The 17,281-nt window shown below is 46.5% G+C and carries 14 protein-coding genes; 8 read left to right on the top strand and 6 right to left on the bottom strand.

Annotation, left to right across the window (positions count from 1 at the left end; all coding sequences use genetic code 11):
* Window positions 1–27 precede the first annotated feature (27 nt).
* The 6 genes from rplQ (at window position 28) to SGRA_RS08150 (ending at window position 6,873) form a co-directional block, all read left to right on the top strand.
* Window positions 28–543, top strand: coding sequence for a 50S ribosomal protein L17 (rplQ, locus tag SGRA_RS08185; protein WP_015692184.1), 516 nt, complete (start codon window positions 28–30; stop codon window positions 541–543).
* A 431-nt stretch (window positions 544–974) separates the two neighbouring features.
* Entirely contained in the window at window positions 975–1,433 is a 459-nt protein-coding gene (dtd, locus tag SGRA_RS08175; RefSeq protein ID WP_015692182.1) for a D-aminoacyl-tRNA deacylase, read from the top strand.
* Between the two features lie 25 nt (window positions 1,434–1,458).
* Complete coding sequence (locus SGRA_RS08170) at window positions 1,459–2,268, top strand: choice-of-anchor V domain-containing protein (protein ID WP_015692181.1); 810 nt, start codon at window positions 1,459–1,461, stop codon at window positions 2,266–2,268.
* Between the two features lie 144 nt (window positions 2,269–2,412).
* Complete coding sequence (locus SGRA_RS08165) at window positions 2,413–3,765, top strand: ATP-binding protein (RefSeq protein WP_148268438.1); 1,353 nt, start codon at window positions 2,413–2,415, stop codon at window positions 3,763–3,765.
* 123 nt (window positions 3,766–3,888) lie between these two features.
* Window positions 3,889–4,794, top strand: coding sequence for an ion transporter (locus SGRA_RS08160; RefSeq protein ID WP_015692179.1), 906 nt, complete (start codon window positions 3,889–3,891; stop codon window positions 4,792–4,794).
* 276 nt (window positions 4,795–5,070) lie between these two features.
* Window positions 5,071–6,873, top strand: a complete 1,803-nt coding sequence (locus SGRA_RS08150; RefSeq protein ID WP_041329877.1) for a leucine-rich repeat domain-containing protein — start codon at window positions 5,071–5,073, stop codon at window positions 6,871–6,873.
* A gap of 122 nt (window positions 6,874–6,995) precedes the next feature.
* Here the strand turns inward: SGRA_RS08150 and SGRA_RS08145 are convergent, their stop codons facing one another.
* The 4 genes from SGRA_RS08145 to SGRA_RS08130 form a co-directional block, all read right to left on the bottom strand.
* Window positions 6,996–7,967, bottom strand: coding sequence for a hypothetical protein (locus tag SGRA_RS08145; RefSeq protein WP_015692176.1), 972 nt, complete (start codon window positions 7,965–7,967; stop codon window positions 6,996–6,998).
* Window positions 7,968–8,083: 116 nt separating this feature from the next.
* On the bottom strand, window positions 8,084–9,040 hold the full coding sequence (locus SGRA_RS08140) for a hypothetical protein (RefSeq protein ID WP_015692174.1): 957 nt from the start codon (window positions 9,038–9,040) through the stop codon (window positions 8,084–8,086).
* Between the two features lie 152 nt (window positions 9,041–9,192).
* The gene (scpA, locus tag SGRA_RS08135; RefSeq protein ID WP_015692173.1) at window positions 9,193–11,334 is read right to left on the bottom strand and encodes a methylmalonyl-CoA mutase; all 2,142 of its coding nucleotides are present in this window, start codon (window positions 11,332–11,334) and stop codon (window positions 9,193–9,195) included.
* Window positions 11,335–11,559: 225 nt separating this feature from the next.
* Window positions 11,560–11,937, bottom strand: coding sequence for a diacylglycerol kinase family protein (locus tag SGRA_RS08130; RefSeq protein ID WP_015692171.1), 378 nt, complete (start codon window positions 11,935–11,937; stop codon window positions 11,560–11,562).
* Window positions 11,938–12,434: 497 nt separating this feature from the next.
* Between SGRA_RS08130 and SGRA_RS08120 the strand changes: the two genes are divergently transcribed.
* Window positions 12,435–13,685, top strand: a complete 1,251-nt coding sequence (locus SGRA_RS08120; RefSeq protein ID WP_015692169.1) for a metallophosphoesterase — start codon at window positions 12,435–12,437, stop codon at window positions 13,683–13,685.
* Here the strand turns inward: SGRA_RS08120 and SGRA_RS08115 are convergent.
* Window positions 13,675–14,103: a hypothetical protein gene (locus SGRA_RS08115; RefSeq protein ID WP_015692168.1), complete on the bottom strand. Its 429-nt coding sequence runs from the start codon at window positions 14,101–14,103 to the stop codon at window positions 13,675–13,677. The two genes, SGRA_RS08120 and SGRA_RS08115, sit on opposite strands and share 11 nt — an antisense overlap.
* A gap of 39 nt (window positions 14,104–14,142) precedes the next feature.
* Entirely contained in the window at window positions 14,143–14,571 is a 429-nt protein-coding gene (locus SGRA_RS08110) for a hypothetical protein (RefSeq protein WP_015692167.1), read from the bottom strand.
* A gap of 81 nt (window positions 14,572–14,652) precedes the next feature.
* On the opposite strand from SGRA_RS08110, the gene SGRA_RS08105 reads away from it, so the two are divergent.
* Window positions 14,653–17,220, top strand: coding sequence for a S8 family peptidase (locus SGRA_RS08105; protein WP_015692166.1), 2,568 nt, complete (start codon window positions 14,653–14,655; stop codon window positions 17,218–17,220).
* The last annotated feature ends 61 nt before the right edge of the window (window positions 17,221–17,281 follow it).

Genomic DNA, 17,281 nt, shown 5'->3' with positions numbered 1-17,281 from the left:
TAGTGCTACGATGTTAAAATTACCATCATGAGACACGGTAAAAAGTTTAACCACCTTAGCCGCAAATCTGGCCACCGTAAGGCCCTTCTCCGTAATATGGCTATCGCCCTTATTACTCACAAACGCATCAAAACTACTTTGCCCAAGGCCAAAGCCCTTCGCAAGTTTATTGAGCCTATCCTTACTCGCGCCAAAGATAATACTACGCACTCTCGTCGTGTTATCTTTAGCTACCTCCAAAATAAAGATGCTGTCAATGAGCTCTTTAATGAAGTAGGACCCAAAATCGCTGAGCGCCCCGGCGGATACGTACGTATCCTCAAAATGGGTTTCCGCCCCAGTGATGCCGCCGATGTAGCTATTATTGAGCTAGTGGATTACAACGAAACCGCTGAAGCTACTCCAGAAGCTAACAAAAAACGCACTCGCCGTCGCCGCAAAAAGAAAAGCAGCGAAACTACCGAGGCCGTAGCTACTGAAGAAACTACAGAAGAAGCCACCGAAGAGGCGGCCGACAATGAAGAAGAAAAGACTGAAGAATAGGTCTAGCCCTTCTCATATCTCATATAAAACCCTTTTTCCTTTTGGAGAAAGGGTTTTATTTTTTTGGGGCTGCCCCGCCCTGCAGGGCGGGTCGGGCTGTATCGCAGCTCGCAAGTCTGCTCGGCCCTGCAGGCTTTTCGCTTCGCTTCAAAAGCCTTGGGTCTGCCGCCTGCGGCGGCCCTGCTGCCCATCCCTCAGCCTGCGGCGGCTTCGCCGCCTGCTAGACGCAGAACATCAAATGGCCGAAGCAATAGGCCAAAAGCTAGCCCCAAAAGAGGAGCGGCCTAGCGATGTGCAGGGGGGCGGCGAAGCCGCAGACCAAGGCGCTTTGCGCCGCAGGGCCGAGCAGACCTGCGAGCCCCGAAACGTAGCGCCGCAAGCGTAGCGCAGCGGAGGCCCCAAATTATTCATCAACCTATAAATTTTAAAAAATGCGTTTAGTCATTCAAAGAGTGAAAACTGCCCGAGTAGATGTGGCTGGCAAAACTGTAGGCCAAATTGATCAAGGGCTTTTTGTGCTGCTCGGTATTCATCAAGAAGATAGTAGCAAAGATGTCGATTGGCTCATCCAAAAGCTAGTCAAAATCCGTATATTCAATGACGAGCAAGGCAAAATGAACTATTCTATTCGAGATGTTCAAGGGCAGCTCCTTGTTGTGAGTCAATTTACGCTTTATGCGGCCTGCAAAAAAGGCAATCGCCCCTCCTATACTCGAGCTGCTAGGCCAGAGCAAGCCATTCCGCTTTATGAGGAATTTATTGCCAAAGCAGAGGCAGAATTGGACCAAAAAGTAGCCAGTGGGCAGTTTGGCGCCGATATGCAAATTGAACTAAACAACGATGGGCCTGTTACCATCATTTTAGATAGCAGAACCCCCGAAATTTTTTAAGCTCCCCCTCCCAAAACTTAATTTTATGAGAAAATCTTTCCTCTTTTTCCTTTTTGGCCTAGGGCTACTTTATGCGGGCCTGCAAAGTAGTAGTGGCGGACGAGCCGCGGGCGGAAATGACAACAGTGGTTCGCCCTTATCTAGCGCCACTTGTTCGGCCTGCCATGGGGCGGCCTCCTCGAATACGGTTGTGAGCGTGACCTTATTGGACCAGAGTGGAAATGCCGTGACCGAGTATATTCCGGGCGAGCATTATTCCATTTTTGTCAATGTGAATAACCCCAACTATAGCCAATATGGAGCCCAGGCCGTTATTTTGGATGCGGCCAACAATCAGGCGGGGACCTTGGATAGCGTGATTACGCCAAACACGCAAATAGCGAGCATAAACAACAGGAGTTATTGGGAGCATCAGGGCCGCTCGACTACAGGCAACTTTACGGCTGCTTGGACCGCCCCAGCAGCAGGTACAGGAACCGTAACCGTTTATGCGATGGGCAATGCGGTAGATGGTAGTGGGACCTCTGGCGATGCCCCTTCTAGTCCGATTAGCATCAGTTTTACGGAGGTGGTGAGCAGTGGTTTAGCTAGTTTGCCTAGCGAAAGCCTAAGCGTTTGGCCAAATCCTAGCCCCAATGGGCAGTATTTTTTCCGTCAAACTAGCGATGCGCCATTGCAGTCGCTACGGATATTTAATAGCCAAGGGCAGCTTATCCGCCAAGAGCAGCTCCAAGGTTTTGAGGGACAGATTTCCTTGGAAAATGAGGCCAAAGGGCTTTATTATTTAGAACTGCAAACGGAGAAAGGGCGTTGGCAGAAAAAATTGGTCCGTTAAAAGAAGTCTAACCGACTAAAACGAAAGCAGTCCTCTAGCTTAAAGGCTAGGGGGCTGCTTTTTTTGGCCCAAAAGAAGAACAAACAGCGCTTTGAAAACTGCCTAAAAATGTGTTTTTTAGGGGTCTTAAAGCAAAAAAATATGATGCATCAGAGAATGCGAAACAATGCAAAAACGCTTAGCCGAGAACTCAATTGGTTAAAGTCGGTATTGAAACTTCGCTATAAAATATCTATAGAAAGCCAGCGGCCCAACCAAGACATCTATGAAATCTTGCCGCCAGACATTAGCCAAGACAATTCGGTTTATGCGCAGTGCATACGGCATTTTGCCATGAGCTCTGATGAGCGTTTAGTCTTGATCTTAAGTCTTTGTCCGCATATTCGGCCCGAGATTTTGGATCTCTTTTTCACTAAAAACAAGAGTTACGAGCGCATTTACACGCAATTTGGGGGCTTGGTGGGCAAGCGCCACAGCGGGTTTCTTCCCACAGGAGAAACGGCGGCCTTTATCATTGCGGGAAACAATGTGGCCAAGCGCATAGAAGTGCTAGAGTTATTTCGGCCCAGCCACTATTTTTCTAAATTGGGCATTCTCAAGCTCGACCTACAAAAGGGCCAATACCGAGAGCCCGTATTGAGTAACCCTTTAGAGATTTCTGAGGAATACCTGATGCGGCTTACGAGCGGGCAGCCCTACAAACCTGATTTTAGTACGACTTTTCCGGCCAAATTGCTCAGCACTCGTTTAGATTGGGCCGATTTGGTCCTAGACCCCCATGTTTTGGCCGAGGTTTCTGAAATTACGGCCTGGCTAGAGCATGAAGATAAAATCATGAACGATTGGGGCCTTAAAAAGCTACTCAAAAGAGGCTATCGTGCCCTTTTTTATGGCCCTCCAGGTACGGGTAAAACCCTAACCGCTTGCTTATTGGGCAAAAGTATGGGCCTAGATGTCTATAGAGTAGACCTCTCTCAGGTGGTCTCTAAATATATTGGAGAAACCGAAAAAAATATGGCCAACATCTTCGATCAGGCCGAAAACAAAAACTGGATCCTCTTTTTTGATGAAGCCGATGCTCTATTTGGCAAACGGACCAATGCCTCCGATTCTAAAGATCGACATGCCAACCAAGAGGTGGCTTATCTGCTCCAAAGAGTAGAAGACTACTCTGGGGTGATTATTTTGGCCACCAACCTCAAGGCCAATATGGATATCGCCTTTACTCGCCGCTTCCAATCCATGATCTATTTTCCCACGCCCAATTACGAACAACGCCTCCGCCTTTGGCGCAATAGCTTTGAAGGCCTACAGCTAGAAGATGATGTAGATTTTCACCAATTGGCCAACGACCATAAAATTGCAGGGGGTAGTATCATTAACATCCTGCGCTATTGCTCGCTCTCGGCCCTAAGTAGAGGCCAAGATAAAATAGCCATGGAAGATATAGAAGAAGGCTTGCGCAAAGAATTACGCAAAGAAGGGAAAACACTCTAAATATTAAATTAAAAGCCTCGGAATACAAGCCTTATATAATAAATTACTAATTTTAAGTTCTGTGCTACACCTACCTAACACTATTGAACCAATCACACTGCTAAGCAAAAAAGAAACAGCCCTATGAGCAGTTCCTCTAAAGGATTACAAGAGTTCGCACGCTCTATTATCCGCACCAATCTATTTAATTTTGGCATTCTCGCAGCTATCGTTGTCAATGGTCTCCTCATTGGTATCCAAACCTATGAATGGGCTCCAGAATGGTTGCATTATGTGCAGCTCTTTATTCTCTTTGTCTTCTTTGGAGAGATCTGGCTGCGCTGGGTGGGTAGAACAAGCACAAAGCAGTTCCTCTCCGATGGCTGGAACTATTTCGATATTATCATCCTGGTGCTGGGCGTCGTTCCCGAAGTCGCCGATATTATTATGGCTAGCGAAAAAAATGGCCAGAATAGTGTCTGGGCTACTCTGCGGGTGCTTCGAGTCGTGCAACTTACCCGATCTATCCGAGCCGTAGAAGAAATGCAAGTGCTGGTGGCCGTTTTGGTCCGCTCCGTTCGCTCGCTTTCCTATATCGCGGTCCTCTTTTTCTTGATTATGTACATCTATGCCATCATCGGCGTTTCGCTCTTCAAGAATCCAGATTATGCCGAATCAGACCACCTAGCGCTGACTATCAGCAACCCCGATCCCTATAAGGATATGGGAGAGGCCTTTTTTACGCTCTTTAGAATCCTAACCGGAGAAGACTGGACCGACCTGCGCTACAATATGCTCGATAATGAGTATACCAAAGCCAATGGCCGAAATGTGGTCGCCCCCGATGTGCCCAACTGGGTCAAAACACTCTATCATGTCTCCTGGATGATTATCGCCGCTTACCTCCTGATGAACTTGGTCGTCGGTGCTATCGTCAATAATTTCCAAATGGTCCTCGATGCCAAAAAAGAAAAAGAAGAGGGCGGAAATGGAGGAAATGGCGGAGACAAACCCAAACGAACTCGCATCAATAAAAGACCCAAGGTCTAAATAAGGCCATCTTTTGAAAAAAATCTTATCTTTAAGATATACAAAAGCCCAGACGCTATAGGTGTTGGGCTTTTTTTTGGGGCCTCCCGCCTTTGGCGGGCGCTACGCTTCAGGGCTCGCAGGTCTGCTCGGCCCTGCGGCCTGACGGCCTGGGTCTGCGGCTTCGCCGCCCCCTTTCGCATCGCTAGGCCGTTTGGCCTCCGGCCATAGGACCAAACATCAGACTTTTGCCTAAATTACACTAGCCGCTAACTTTCTTTGAATACCCAATTTTATATGATGCTCATGAAAAGCTTTTATCGCCTTCTTCTGCTCTTTGCTTTCAGTTCTATGGCCCTCCAAATGGCCCAGGCTCAAGGTAGCCTCATCCGAAAACTTCCTATGTATCTCAATACTGCTGCCGATACTATGGCCTTTTGGGAACACCGAAACTATGCCTACCAAGATGCTATTACTTATTATAGCATAGAAACCGCTATGGAGGTTAAGGACCGAGTACACCGCCTAGACCTTAGCAATGACTCTTTGGTTAGCCTAGGCGATAGTATCCGAGAGTTTCGCCATCTTTTCTTTCTCAACCTAGAAAATAATTACCTCAAAGAATTACCCGATGGCCTCTTTGATTTACCCTATCTAGAAGAGCTCCGCCTCTCTAATAATCAACTCCAATATCTGCCCGAAAAAATTAAGGGCCTGCGCAATCTGCGCCGCCTATATATTGATGGCAACGAACTCCGTATGCTGCCCAATAACTTGGCAGAAATTAGAAAACTGGCCTTCATCGCCGCAGAAAATAATCAACTACAGTCTATTCCCGAAACCTTAGGCAAACTCAAACGCCTGCGCAGCCTACTGCTAGATAAAAACCAATTGCAGTACCTGCCCGAAACCCTTAGCGGCGCCTCGGCCCTAGAGGTCCTTGCCATAGATGATAACCGCCTCAAAAAATTACCCGAGGCCCTCATCTATCTCAAAAAATTGACCTTCCTTTTTGCCGCCCATAACGAATTGCAAGAACTACCGCCCCAAATTGGTAGCAGCCGCAACCTCGTTAAACTCTGTGTAGAACATAATCAACTCCAAAGACTCCCCGAAAGCATCGGCCAACTCCAAAAACTAGAGCTGCTCCGCCTAGAACACAATCAGCTGAAACAATTACCCAAAAATTTTGGCCAACTCAAAGCCTTGCGCAAACTCTATCTCGATTCTAATCAATTGACTGTTTTGCCCATAAACTTTGGCGAGCTAAGGGCCCTAGAAAATCTATACCTCAGCGATAATCAATTAACTAGCCTGCCCTCAGGGATCGGAAATTGCAAAGAACTCCGAGAACTCTTCCTTAATAATAATGCAATGACTAGCCTGCCCGATAGTATGGGCACGCTCTACCAACTGGAAGAACTCTATATGAATGATAACCAAATTGCTAATCTACCTAGCAGCTTTGGCGGCCTGAAAAATCTAAAACTTCTCTTCCTAACCAATAACAAAATTAACCGCCTAAGCGAAGATTTAGATTGTAGCGGCTGGAAACGCCTATCCGCTATTTACCTAGAAAATAATGCCTTCCAAAAATTACCCAAGGCCCTAGAAACCGCCCCCCAACTCCAAACACTCTACCTAGATGGCAACCTGATTAGCGAAGTCAATGACTCCATCATTATTAAAATGCCCAAAATTGAACATATTAGCCTAAATGATAACCAACTCTCCGAATTACCCGATAATATGGGGAGCTGGCCCATTCGCCACCTGGCCCTAGAACGTAATGGGATCATGGACCTACCCGAAAGTATTCGCTACTTTAAGAATTTAGAACTCTTGGACCTAGCAGGAAATAAAATTACCCAAAAACGTCTCAAGAAAATTCAAGAGAATATCGCCTCTGAGTTCGTTATGGCTAAACAACCTATTCTAACCGGCCTAAGAGAACAAATTAAGCCCACTAAAGAAGAGGAAAAAGCGCTCCGCCTCCGCAAAAAAGAAAAACGCTTAGAAGCTAAGCGCAAAGCTAAAGAAGAAGAACGAAAACGAAAAGAAGCCCAAAGAGAATGGGAACGAAATAGAGGAAGACGCTAAATGAAAAGAGGCCGCCAGATTACTGGCGGCCTCTTGCTGTTTTAGCCCAAAAGGAAAGACCAAAGAGATAAAATACTCGCTAGTCACAATAAATAGCATCTTTTGCCTTAAAGCTATAAAAGTTATTCTGCAATAAAATAAAGACAACCGCGGCTCATAGGAGAGCAGCCTTCTATTTGAATAATAGCTTTTTGCTGTTGAGCATCCCAAGCTAAAATATAACTAAAGAAAATGCCTTTGATGTCTTCGGCTTGCTTGGCCTTTAGGTTCGTTATGCTTGCCGCATCAAGAGGCTCACCATAAAATAAAGGATATTTAGTGTAGGCCTTTTTTGCCTTGGCCATTTTTGTTAGTTCCTCTACCTGCTCTATGATGGCCTCAGCTACAGTTTGCTTTTTTACTATGCTTTGTCCCTCATTGCCCTTAAAGGTCCAGCTAAGCTGCTGCTTTTGTATCCAGTTAATGGCTTCTTGCTTGGGGTCTAGCTGCTTTCTGCTCTCTACAGGAATCCAAAAGGTTTCTACTTCTTCAGCAAGTTGTCCCTTGGCATCAAAACGACCCACAATTGGCGCCATAGAAATAGGATAGATCTCTAATTGCTTACTTTTGCTGTTGTAGGCGTAGCAAAGAAAAAGCTTAAAATGGCTAATATGACTATTGCTGTAAGTGGTGGGGACCAATTCAACAATTTCTTTGAAATCTTTGGGGTCAAAGGTAACAACGGTATCTATTGTCGCTATCTTTTTGCCAATCTGATCTGGACTGAGCAGCTGCTGTAGCTGAGGATCTTTATAGCATTTGTTCTTGGCCTGCCCCCAAAAGTCTTTTGTGGCTATCTTGCCAGCAAAACTATGAAAACTGAAATCATCATAGCTGTTTTTTAAAATTAAGGGCATCTGATGCTTGACGACCAAGTTTTGACTCATGCCCCCAGATAGTTTCATGTTCTGATAGCCTACCTTTGTATGAAATTCTAAGGTGGTCGTTTGCGCCCAACTAATATCAGGGTTTTGCTTAATTTTATTCAAAATCTCTTGCCCATAACTTTGGGCAAAGCTAGCGCAGAATAGCGCTGTTAAAAGCAATTTGTACATAGGGATTTATTTAAATTATAAATAGGTAGTTATGTTTTTTTTAAGCAGCCCAGCCCAAAAAGTTACAGGCGCAAATAAAAAAAAGCGGCAATTATTTTTGCCGCTTTTCCATCTGACTACTTTTGAATAAAGTAAATTGGACCATTATGGGCAAGAGGAGCATGCCCTTCTATTTCCATAATTAACTGCTCTTTTTTCTTGTCCCAAGCCAACAAATAACTAAAGTAAAGTCCCTGGATATCTTTGGCTTTTAGCTTTTGGAGCAGCTTTAATCGCTCCGGGCTAATGGCTTCTCCATATCGCATAGCTGCCTCTGTTTTGGCCTGCCGAGCTTTGACCTTTGCTGGCAAATTAGCCAATTGTCGCATCCCTACTTTGGCCAAGCCTTCTGTATCTTTAAAGTAACAGCCCATTTCCTGCCACTGAATCCATTCTAGGTTTTTCTGATTGGGATTGATCTTCTGCTGAAGGTTTACAGGAATCCAAAACATTTCTTCTTCACTAATGAGCTCGCCCAAACTATTAAATGAGCCATCCACAGGCGCAATGGAGATCGGGTAGACCTCAAAGTTTTCTGTTTTGCTGTTGTAAGCATAGCAGACAAATAATTTGAAGTGACTAATGTGATTCGCCCCTTTTGTGGTCTGATGAACATGCACAATTTCTTCTCCCGTCTCTTGGTCGAAAATAATCATGGTATCAATAACCGCTAGCTTTTTATTCAACTCTTCTACCGAAATTAACTGGCTGAGCTGAGGATCTGCATAGCATTTGTTTTGGGCCTGCCCCCAAAATGCTTCTGTCATCATTTTACTAGCAAATTTATGATAACCAAAATCCTGAAAACGCCGATCTAGTCGTCTGGGCATTTGATGCTTGATGACAACATTTTTTCTCGAATCCTTGGAGAGCTGTATGGCTTTGGCGGCTTGCCCCAACTCTGTATGAAAACTAATTACTGCAGTTTGATGCCAACTAATGTTGGGATTCTTTTTTAAGTTCTCAATTACATTTTGAGCGTTCATTCCTAAATTTAATGCTAGAAATGTGAAAACAAAAAATAACTTGTACATAATCTAGGAGGTTTTTGATATGTAGTATTTAAATTCATCTATATAAGCCGAATCCTAGACTAAGGTTACAAGCCCTCAATAAAAAAAAGCTAGTTAGCTCTTTTAAACTAACTAGCTTCCAATAGCTTAGCCACCTGAAAAAATAAAATATTTTATTCTTCTTCTGCCGCCTGTACCTCTAAAAGCAACTCCAAAATAGAAATAGCCGCCTGAGCTATCTGAGTACCTGGCCCAAATACACCCACTACTCCCGCTTCATAGAGTGCTTCATAGTCTTGGGCCGGAATAACACCACCCGCAACAACCATAATATCGGGACGACCCAAAGCTGCTAAGGCCGCAATGCTTTCAGGCACCAAGGTTTTATGCCCACCCGCCAAAGAGGAAAGGCCCAAAATATGGACGTCATTTTCCGCCGCCTGACGAGCAGCTTCTTCGGGGGTCTGAAATAATGGCCCCATATCCACATCAAAACCTAAATCAGCAAAACCAGTTGCTATGACTTTTGCCCCACGATCATGCCCATCTTGGCCCAATTTGGCAATCATAATACGAGGACGACGACCCTCTACTTTGGCGTATTGGTTGGCCAAGGCCTGCGCCCGCTCAAAGTATTCATTACCCGATGCTTCCTGAGCATAAACTCCAGAAATGGTGCGGTTGCTGGCCTGATAACGACCAAAAGTTTTTTCCATAGCCGCCGAGATCTCGCCCAAACTAGCCCGCAAACGCGCAGCTTCTACCGCCAAGGCCAAAAGGTTGCCTTCTCCGCTTTCTGCCGCTGCCGTGATTTTGGCCAAAGCTTCTTGCACGGCCGCCTCATCTCTACTCGCTTTCATGGCTTCCAAACGCTTGAGCTGTGCCTCTCTTACCGCCTTGTTGTCTACTTCCAAAATGTCTAAGGGGTCTTCTTTTTCCAAACGGAATAAGTTAACGCCCACCAGTTGCTCACGCCCGCTATCAATTCTAGCTTGCTTGCGAGCCGCCGCTTCTTCAATGCGCATTTTGGGCAAACCGGTTTCTATGGCCTTGGCCATACCTCCCAATTCTCGGACTTCCTGAATGTGCGCCCAAGCTTTATTGATCAATTCTTGAGTCAAGTATTCTACATAATAAGAACCCGCCCAAGGATCAATGGCATCGGTTACTTTGGTCTCTTCCTGTATGTAAATCTGCGTCTCCCGAGCAATTTTAGCCGAGAAGTCCGTAGGCAAGGCAATGGCCTCATCAAAGGAGTTGCTGTGCAGGGATTGTGTGCCTCCCAAAACAGCCGCCATGGCCTCAATACAGGTCCGAGCCACATTGTTATAAGGGTCTTGCTCGGTCAAACTCCAACCCGAGGTCTGACAATGGGTTCTGAGCATCAGTGATTTAGGGTTCTTTGGCTCGAATTGCTTGACCAATTTGGCCCAAAGCATCCGACCCGCACGCATTTTCGCAATTTCCATGAAATGATTCATCCCAATGCCCCAAAAGAAGGACAAACGAGGCGCAAAATCATCTATTTTTAAGCCCGCTTTAATCCCGGTCTCAATATATTCCAATCCATCGGCTAGGGTGTAGGCCAATTCCAAATCTGCCGGAGCACCCGCCTCATGCATATGATAACCACTAATCGAAATAGAGTTGAATTTGGGCATTTTGCTAGAGGTGTAGGCAAATATATCCGCAATGATGCGCATAGAAGCCGCCGGCGGATAAATATAGGTGTTGCGCACCATGAACTCTTTCAAAATATCATTCTGAATGGTCCCACTAAGTTTTTCCTGCGCCACGCCCTGCTCTTCTGCCGCCACAATGAAAAAGGCCATAATGGGAATTACCGCCCCGTTCATGGTCATGGAAACCGACATCTGGTCCAAGGGAATCTGATCAAAGAGGATCTTCATATCTTCCACGCTATCAATGGCTACGCCCGCCTTGCCCACATCGCCTTTTACTCTGGGGTGGTCCGAATCATAGCCGCGGTGGGTGGCCAAATCAAAGGCTACAGAAAGGCCCTTTTGCCCCGCCGCCAAGTTCCGGCGATAAAAAGCATTCGATTCCTCCGCGGTCGAAAACCCCGCATATTGCCGAATGGTCCAAGGCCGCAAAGGATACATGCCCGCATAAGGTCCTCCAATAAAAGGAGCTTTGCCAGCCCCAAATTTATGATGCTCGTTTCCCGCAATGTCTTCCTCGGAAAAACGAGTTTTTAAAGGGATTTGCTCGGCATTTTCCCATGTCGATGAAGCCGCTTTTTCTTGCTTGTAGTAAGGCGTTTGCGCACAAATGTCTACGTCTAAATAGTTCATAGCTATTATTTTTTAAGGGCGGTAATCTGCTTAATTGTTTGTTGGCCTTTTTTTCTGCTGCTATTTTGGGGCCTCCCGCCTTCGGCGGGCGCTACGCTTTGGGGCTCGCAAGTCTGCTCGGCCCTTCGGCGGCTTTGCCGCCTCGGTCTGGCCTGACGGCCACCCCGCCGCATCGCTAGGCCGTTTGGCCTTCGGCCATGGCTGCCAAAGGCAGCTAATTTTTGGCTAGTTAGCCAGCAAATTAAGGATTTTAGGCCAAAAAATTAAGCTGGCCAAGCCTAAAGTGGCTAGGGCAAAAATCAATACGGCCGCCGCCGCCATGTCCTTGGCTTTCTTGGCCAAAGGATGAAAATCTGGCTGAACCAGATCAACTACATATTCTAAAGCGGAGTTGAGGGCCTCTAGGGCCAATACGCCCCCAATGGCCAATATAATAAGGCCCCATTCCCAAGGCGATAGGGCAAAGTAATAGGCGGCCAGCAAAACCGTAATGGCCGCAATCAGATGCAAAATAGCGTGGGGGTGCCGGCCCGAAAAAAAATCAAAAAGGCCCGCAAAGGCATAGCCAAAGCTGGCCCAACGGGCTTTTATATAGTTTTTCATGCTTTTGGTCGCTAAGATAGGGGGGAACAGCTTTTTTTTGGACCAAAAAGAAACAAAAAGCCTTGTTTAGCGCTTAAACTGCTGGTCCAAAACCAAATATATCCGCTCCTACAGGCCCGAAGGGCCGCAGGCTATAGCCAAATTTAAACGCACTCACTTTTATAGTTTGCAGCAATTTCCCGCTAGTCGGTCCTATTTTTCTCGACCATAGCGAAGGCTATGCCCTCAAAAAATAGCTGGCCTAGCAGAAAATTCATAGCAAACTATGGTCAAAGCAGCGCGATTAAATCTGGCTGAGGGATGGACAAGGGTGGCCGAAGGCCAGACCGAGCTTTTTGAGCAAAGCGAAAAAAGCGAAGGGCCGAGCAGACCTGCGAGCCCTGAAACAGCCCGACCCGCCCGCAGGGCGGGGCAGCCCCAAAAAATAGAAATCAATACATTAGAGCACCTTTGAAAATAAGTTATTAACTTGAAGGGTTCTATTAAAACAAACCACTATGCTAGCTCGAATTATAGGTTCTTCTATCTTTATTTTACTCTTTCTTTCTCTAGAGTTTTATGTTTTTTATGGCCTCAAAGGGCATTTTAAAGATCAGTTTAAGCTCTGGATGAAAATCAGTTATTGGCTTTCTGCTGCGGCTCCAGTGGCTTGGCTATTTTTTATGGGCCCTGCGGCCTCCGCCCAACCCCTGAGCAATTTGCAATTGGTCCACCACCTGATGATTGGAATTTGGGTGACCTTGCTGGTGACCAAGTTGGTCTATGCGGGCTTCCTTTTTATTGAGGATTTTTATCGCTTTACGCATTATGGGGGCCAACAACTGGCCAAACTGAAGGATGCAGAACGGGAAGTGAACTTGCAAAGTCGACGAACTTTTATGCGCCGTTTGGCCCTTTTTGTGGCGGCGGTTCCCTTTGCTTCTTTTCTCTATGGGATTAGCCGCGGAAAATATGCCTATACCGTGGACAAGGTAAAAATTAAGGACCCCGAACTGCCAGAGGCCTTCAATGGCCTGCGAATGGTCCAGATTTCTGATGTGCATGCAGGCAGTTTTGATAACCGAGAGGCCGTGGCCAAAGGCCTGCAAATGATACAGGACCTAGAAGCGGACCTGATCGTTTTTACGGGCGATTTGGTGAATAATCGCGCCCATGAAATTGTTCCTTATATCGACCTTTTTGCCAATTTGACGGCTCCCCTCGGTAAATTTTCTGTGCTGGGCAACCATGATTATGGCAGTTATGTCCGCTGGCCCTCTGATGCGGCCAAGGAACAAAATCTCGATAAACTCAAGCAATATCAGGCCGATATGGGCTTTAAAATGCTAAATAACAGCGCCCTAGTACTGGAAAAAGAGGGGCAGCAAATTTGTTTGGCTGGAGTAGAAAATTGGGGCCATGGTCCCTATCCCAAAGAAGGCGATTTGGCCGGCTGCTTTGGCGAAGAAAATAATGGATTGTTTACCATTTTGCTCTCTCATGACCCCACACATTGGCGGCATAAGGTGCTAGAACATCCCCAAAAAGTGCATCTGACCCTCAGCGGGCATACGCATGGCATGCAATTAGGCGTGAAAATTCCTGGCTTCCAATGGAGCCCCGCCAAATGGCGCTATAAAGAATGGGCCGGACTTTATGAAGAGTTGGGCCAACGCCTCTATGTAAATAGAGGGTTTGGCTTTTTGGGCTTCCCCGGTAGAGTGGGCATGCTACCCGAAATTACCCTTTTTGAACTGACTAAGGCATAGGAATTTGCTCGCTATAAAGCAAAATTTCTCCTCTACCATTAAAGCCAGGAAAATGAAAGACGCACTTCTTGTTTTTAACGTCTAGCTCATAAGGAAACTTAATTTCTTTTTGCTTTTTCTTATCGTAGATAAGCAGATAATCCTCATGTCTTTCGATGATTTTAGCATCTATTGTCTCTTTAAGGGTGCTGAGGTAAACCATGCTGTCTTGCAAAAGAATACGCCCATTCTCTAGATGCTGGATGATAGCCCGCTCCTGTATATGTATAGGGGTTTTATCTGAGGAAGGGTTCTGCAGTTTGCATTCATAAATTGTCCAATGGCTGTCCTGAATAATGTTATTCTTTGCTAGCTTTTTACTGCTCTGACAAGCGAATAGAAGGCTGGCTAAGAGCATAATGCTTAGGATCTGTTTCATAGAATTACTTTTAGGTTTGTGTTTTATTAAAAGAACGGACTAAGGCATAGGAATTTGCTCACTATAAAGCAAGATTTCTCCTTGTCCATCAAAGCCAGGAAAATGAAAGACGCACTTCTTGTTTTTAACGTCTAGCTCATAAGGAAACTTAATTTCTTTCTGTTCTTTGGGATCATATAGAAGAAGAAAGTCCGCCTGTCTAGTGATGATCTTAGCATCTATTTTATCTTGCTGAGACTGTATATAAAATATACTGTCTTGAATTTGAATGATAGCCTGATCAAAAACTTGATAGGCTATTACCTCATGCAAGGCCTTACCAACTTGTTCCTTTTGATCGTTTTTGATTTTAAGGTCATAAACCTTCCAATGGCTATCCTGAATAATGTTATTCTTTGCTAGCTTTTTACTGCTCTGACAAGCAAACAGAAGGCTGGCCAAGAGAAAGATGCTTAGGATCTGTTTCATAGAATTACTTTTAGGTTGCTGTTTTGTTCTTGAGCTAAGATAGTTTTTTTTTGATTGGCAAAGATTTTCAAAAAGTATAATATGAAAAACTACATCTACACCCTCTGTTGTTTATTTTTTACTTTTTCTTTAGCTGCTCAAGAAAGTTGGATTGTCCAATTCGCTTATGGCCAAGAGATCGAGGAACAGAAATGGCCCAGCCATTGGAACCTAAGAGTGCTTCGTCCTTTGGTCCCCACGCTCAATATTTGGGAGCTGCAACTAGGACCAACTGCCGCCCAAGAACTAGCCGATTGGCCTAGGGTAGTGGCCCTACAAAAAAATCATTCATTGCGCCCCCGCCTGATTCCTAATGATCCCGATTTTAATCAACAATGGCATCTGGAAAATAATGGCAGCAATGGCGGCCTAGTCGATGCCGATATTGACGCCACCACCGCCTGGGATTTGGCGCAGGGCGGCCAAACGGCCCTGGGCCAACAGCTCGTTTTGGCTGTTATTGATGATGGACTAGATACGACGCTAACAGAATTGCAAGGCCGCCTTTGGACCAATACCGCCGAAATTCCAAACAACGGCTTAGATGATGATGGAAATGGGTTTATTGACGACTTTAAAGGCTGGTCTAGCTTCAACCAAAATGATGAGATTTCAGGCGGAACCTTTGGCGCTAGCCATGGTAGTCCCGTCAGTAGCTTGATTGCAGGCCAAGCCAATAACAATAGCTTAGGCACTGGCATTGACTGGTACAGCCAATTGCTGACGGTGGTCGGTGGCGGCAGCAATGAGGCCGAAGCCATAGCCGCTTATGCCTATCCCTTGGCCCAAAGAAGAGCCTATAACCGCTCTGCCGGCCAAAAAGGAGCCCTAATTGTTGCTATAAATGCCTCTTGGGGCCTAGATGAGGTACTGGCTACTGATTTTCCCGTCTTGACGAATCTCTTTGACTCTTTGGGGCAAGCGGGTATTTTGGTCGTGGCCTCTACCTCTAATGCAAATAATAATGTGGACCTAGTGGGCGATCTGCCCACACATAGCCCCAGCCCTTACCTAATTGCGGTGACCAATAGTAACCGCAGCGATCAAAAGGTAACCGCCGCTGGTTTTGGTCGCCAAAGTATTGATTTAGCCGCCCCTGGCGATGGCCTATATACCCAAATGAAAGGGGGAAGCATGGGCAATTTTTCGGGTACTTCGGCAGCGGCGCCCTTAGTCACTGCAGCGATTGGCCTGATTTATAGCTTGCCTTGTCCCCGCCTGGCTTATCTGGCCCAATTGCAGCCCGCAGCCACCGCCCTTTATGTCAAAAATGCCATTTTAGCGGGAGTAGATAGCCTGCCCCAACTCGATACTTTTTGCCTTTCTGGCGGTCGCCTCAATTTAGCCCAAGCCCTAGCCGCTGCCGAATATAGCGATTGCCAATTGCCTGGCTGCACGGCCCCCTATAATCTATCTTTTTTGTCCAATCAGCCCGATAGCCTGCTGCTTTCTTGGAGCAGCCAAGCCGATAGCAGCTTTTTGCGCTACCGCCTTTTGGGCCAAAATAACTGGCAGTTGCTCAGCACTACAGATAGCTTTTTGCTTTTGGACCAACTGCAGCCCTGCCAAACTTATGAGCTCGCCCTTTGGTCGAGCTGCAACGGCCAAGCTTCTGCCGATACCAATTATGTTTTTTGGGAGAGCCAAGGCTGCTGCAATGCCCCGCAACTTTGGCAACTGGATAGCAGCGGCAGCGATTTCTTGGCCCTCTCTTTTTCAGAGATTGCCGCCGCCCAAAGCTATACCCTAACTTATGGCCCAATAGGGCAGGGGAGTAGCCAAACGCTCCAAAGTAGTCAAAACAACTTTATCTTGCCCAATCTAGATAGCTGCCAAGCTTATGAGATTCGCCTTTGGTCCAACTGCGCTAGCCCTAGCTTAGATAGCCTAAATCTACAATTGAGTACGGCGGGCTGTGGCAGTTGCCGCGACCTAAATTATTGCGCTCCTTTTGCCAATAACAACTTTGAATGGTTGACAGCGCTGCAATTAGGAGACAGCAGTTATGCCTCTTCTCCTGCCCCAAATGGCTATGCGGCCTACGATAGCAGCTTCTTTTTGCAAGCGGGCCAAACTTATCCCATGCACTGGACTTGGGCCACGGGCAGCAGCCCTTTTCCCAATTGGCGGCTGGGCTTTTGGGTAGATCTGGACCGCAACGGGCAGTTCGATAGCCTCGAATTGGTTTGGAGCTCTCCCACAATTAGCCAGATGCAAACGACTTATGTAGACCAACTGACTATTCCCGCTCATTGGCTGGGCAATTACCGCAGCCGCTGGCAACTAAAATGGGGTTCTGGCGCTTTTAGCAGCTGTGGCGATACGGGTTTTGGCGAGACCAAAGATTATTGTTTGCAGGTTGATCTACCCGATGGCCTAATTCCCATTGCCCAAGCCCAAATGCAGCTTTATCCCCAACCCGCTCGGCAGGCCCTCTACCTCAAGTCGCCCCCAAATCTAGGCGAGCTCTGGATTATCTATGACCTACAGGGCCGCCAACTAGCCAGCGGCCAGTGGTCGGGCCAAATCTCTTTGGACCCATGGCCCGCAGGGCTTTATATTTTGCATTGGCCCAATTTAGGCCTACAAAATCGCTTTCTGAAGGAGTAGGTTTTGGGGCCTCCGCCTCCCTTTGGTCGTCGGCGCTACGTTCCGCAGCTCGCTGTTCGCT

Origin of the sequence: Saprospira grandis str. Lewin, from assembly GCF_000250635.1 — a bacterium.
In the GTDB taxonomy this organism is placed as follows: Bacteria; Bacteroidota; Bacteroidia; order Chitinophagales; family Saprospiraceae; genus Saprospira; species Saprospira grandis.
The sequence above is the reverse complement of the archived record's forward strand: the minus strand, read 5'-3'. Positions and strand labels throughout refer to the sequence as shown.

Coding starts and splice junctions, on each gene's coding strand:
- SGRA_RS08165 (WP_148268438.1), top strand. CDS start 2,413: ATGCATCAGAGAATGCGAAACAATGCAAAAACGCTTAGCCGAGAACTC.
- SGRA_RS08150 (WP_041329877.1), top strand. CDS start 5,071: ATGATGCTCATGAAAAGCTTTTATCGCCTTCTTCTGCTCTTTGCTTTC.
- SGRA_RS08105 (WP_015692166.1), top strand. CDS start 14,653: ATGAAAAACTACATCTACACCCTCTGTTGTTTATTTTTTACTTTTTCT.
- SGRA_RS08170 (WP_015692181.1), top strand. CDS start 1,459: ATGAGAAAATCTTTCCTCTTTTTCCTTTTTGGCCTAGGGCTACTTTAT.
- rplQ (WP_015692184.1), top strand. CDS start 28: ATGAGACACGGTAAAAAGTTTAACCACCTTAGCCGCAAATCTGGCCAC.
- dtd (WP_015692182.1), top strand. CDS start 975: ATGCGTTTAGTCATTCAAAGAGTGAAAACTGCCCGAGTAGATGTGGCT.
- SGRA_RS08145 (WP_015692176.1), bottom strand. CDS start 7,967: ATGTACAAATTGCTTTTAACAGCGCTATTCTGCGCTAGCTTTGCCCAA.
- SGRA_RS08110 (WP_015692167.1), bottom strand. CDS start 14,571: ATGAAACAGATCCTAAGCATCTTTCTCTTGGCCAGCCTTCTGTTTGCT.
- SGRA_RS08160 (WP_015692179.1), top strand. CDS start 3,889: ATGAGCAGTTCCTCTAAAGGATTACAAGAGTTCGCACGCTCTATTATC.
- SGRA_RS08130 (WP_015692171.1), bottom strand. CDS start 11,937: ATGAAAAACTATATAAAAGCCCGTTGGGCCAGCTTTGGCTATGCCTTT.
- SGRA_RS08140 (WP_015692174.1), bottom strand. CDS start 9,040: ATGTACAAGTTATTTTTTGTTTTCACATTTCTAGCATTAAATTTAGGA.
- SGRA_RS08120 (WP_015692169.1), top strand. CDS start 12,435: ATGCTAGCTCGAATTATAGGTTCTTCTATCTTTATTTTACTCTTTCTT.
- SGRA_RS08115 (WP_015692168.1), bottom strand. CDS start 14,103: ATGAAACAGATCCTAAGCATTATGCTCTTAGCCAGCCTTCTATTCGCT.
- scpA (WP_015692173.1), bottom strand. CDS start 11,334: ATGAACTATTTAGACGTAGACATTTGTGCGCAAACGCCTTACTACAAG.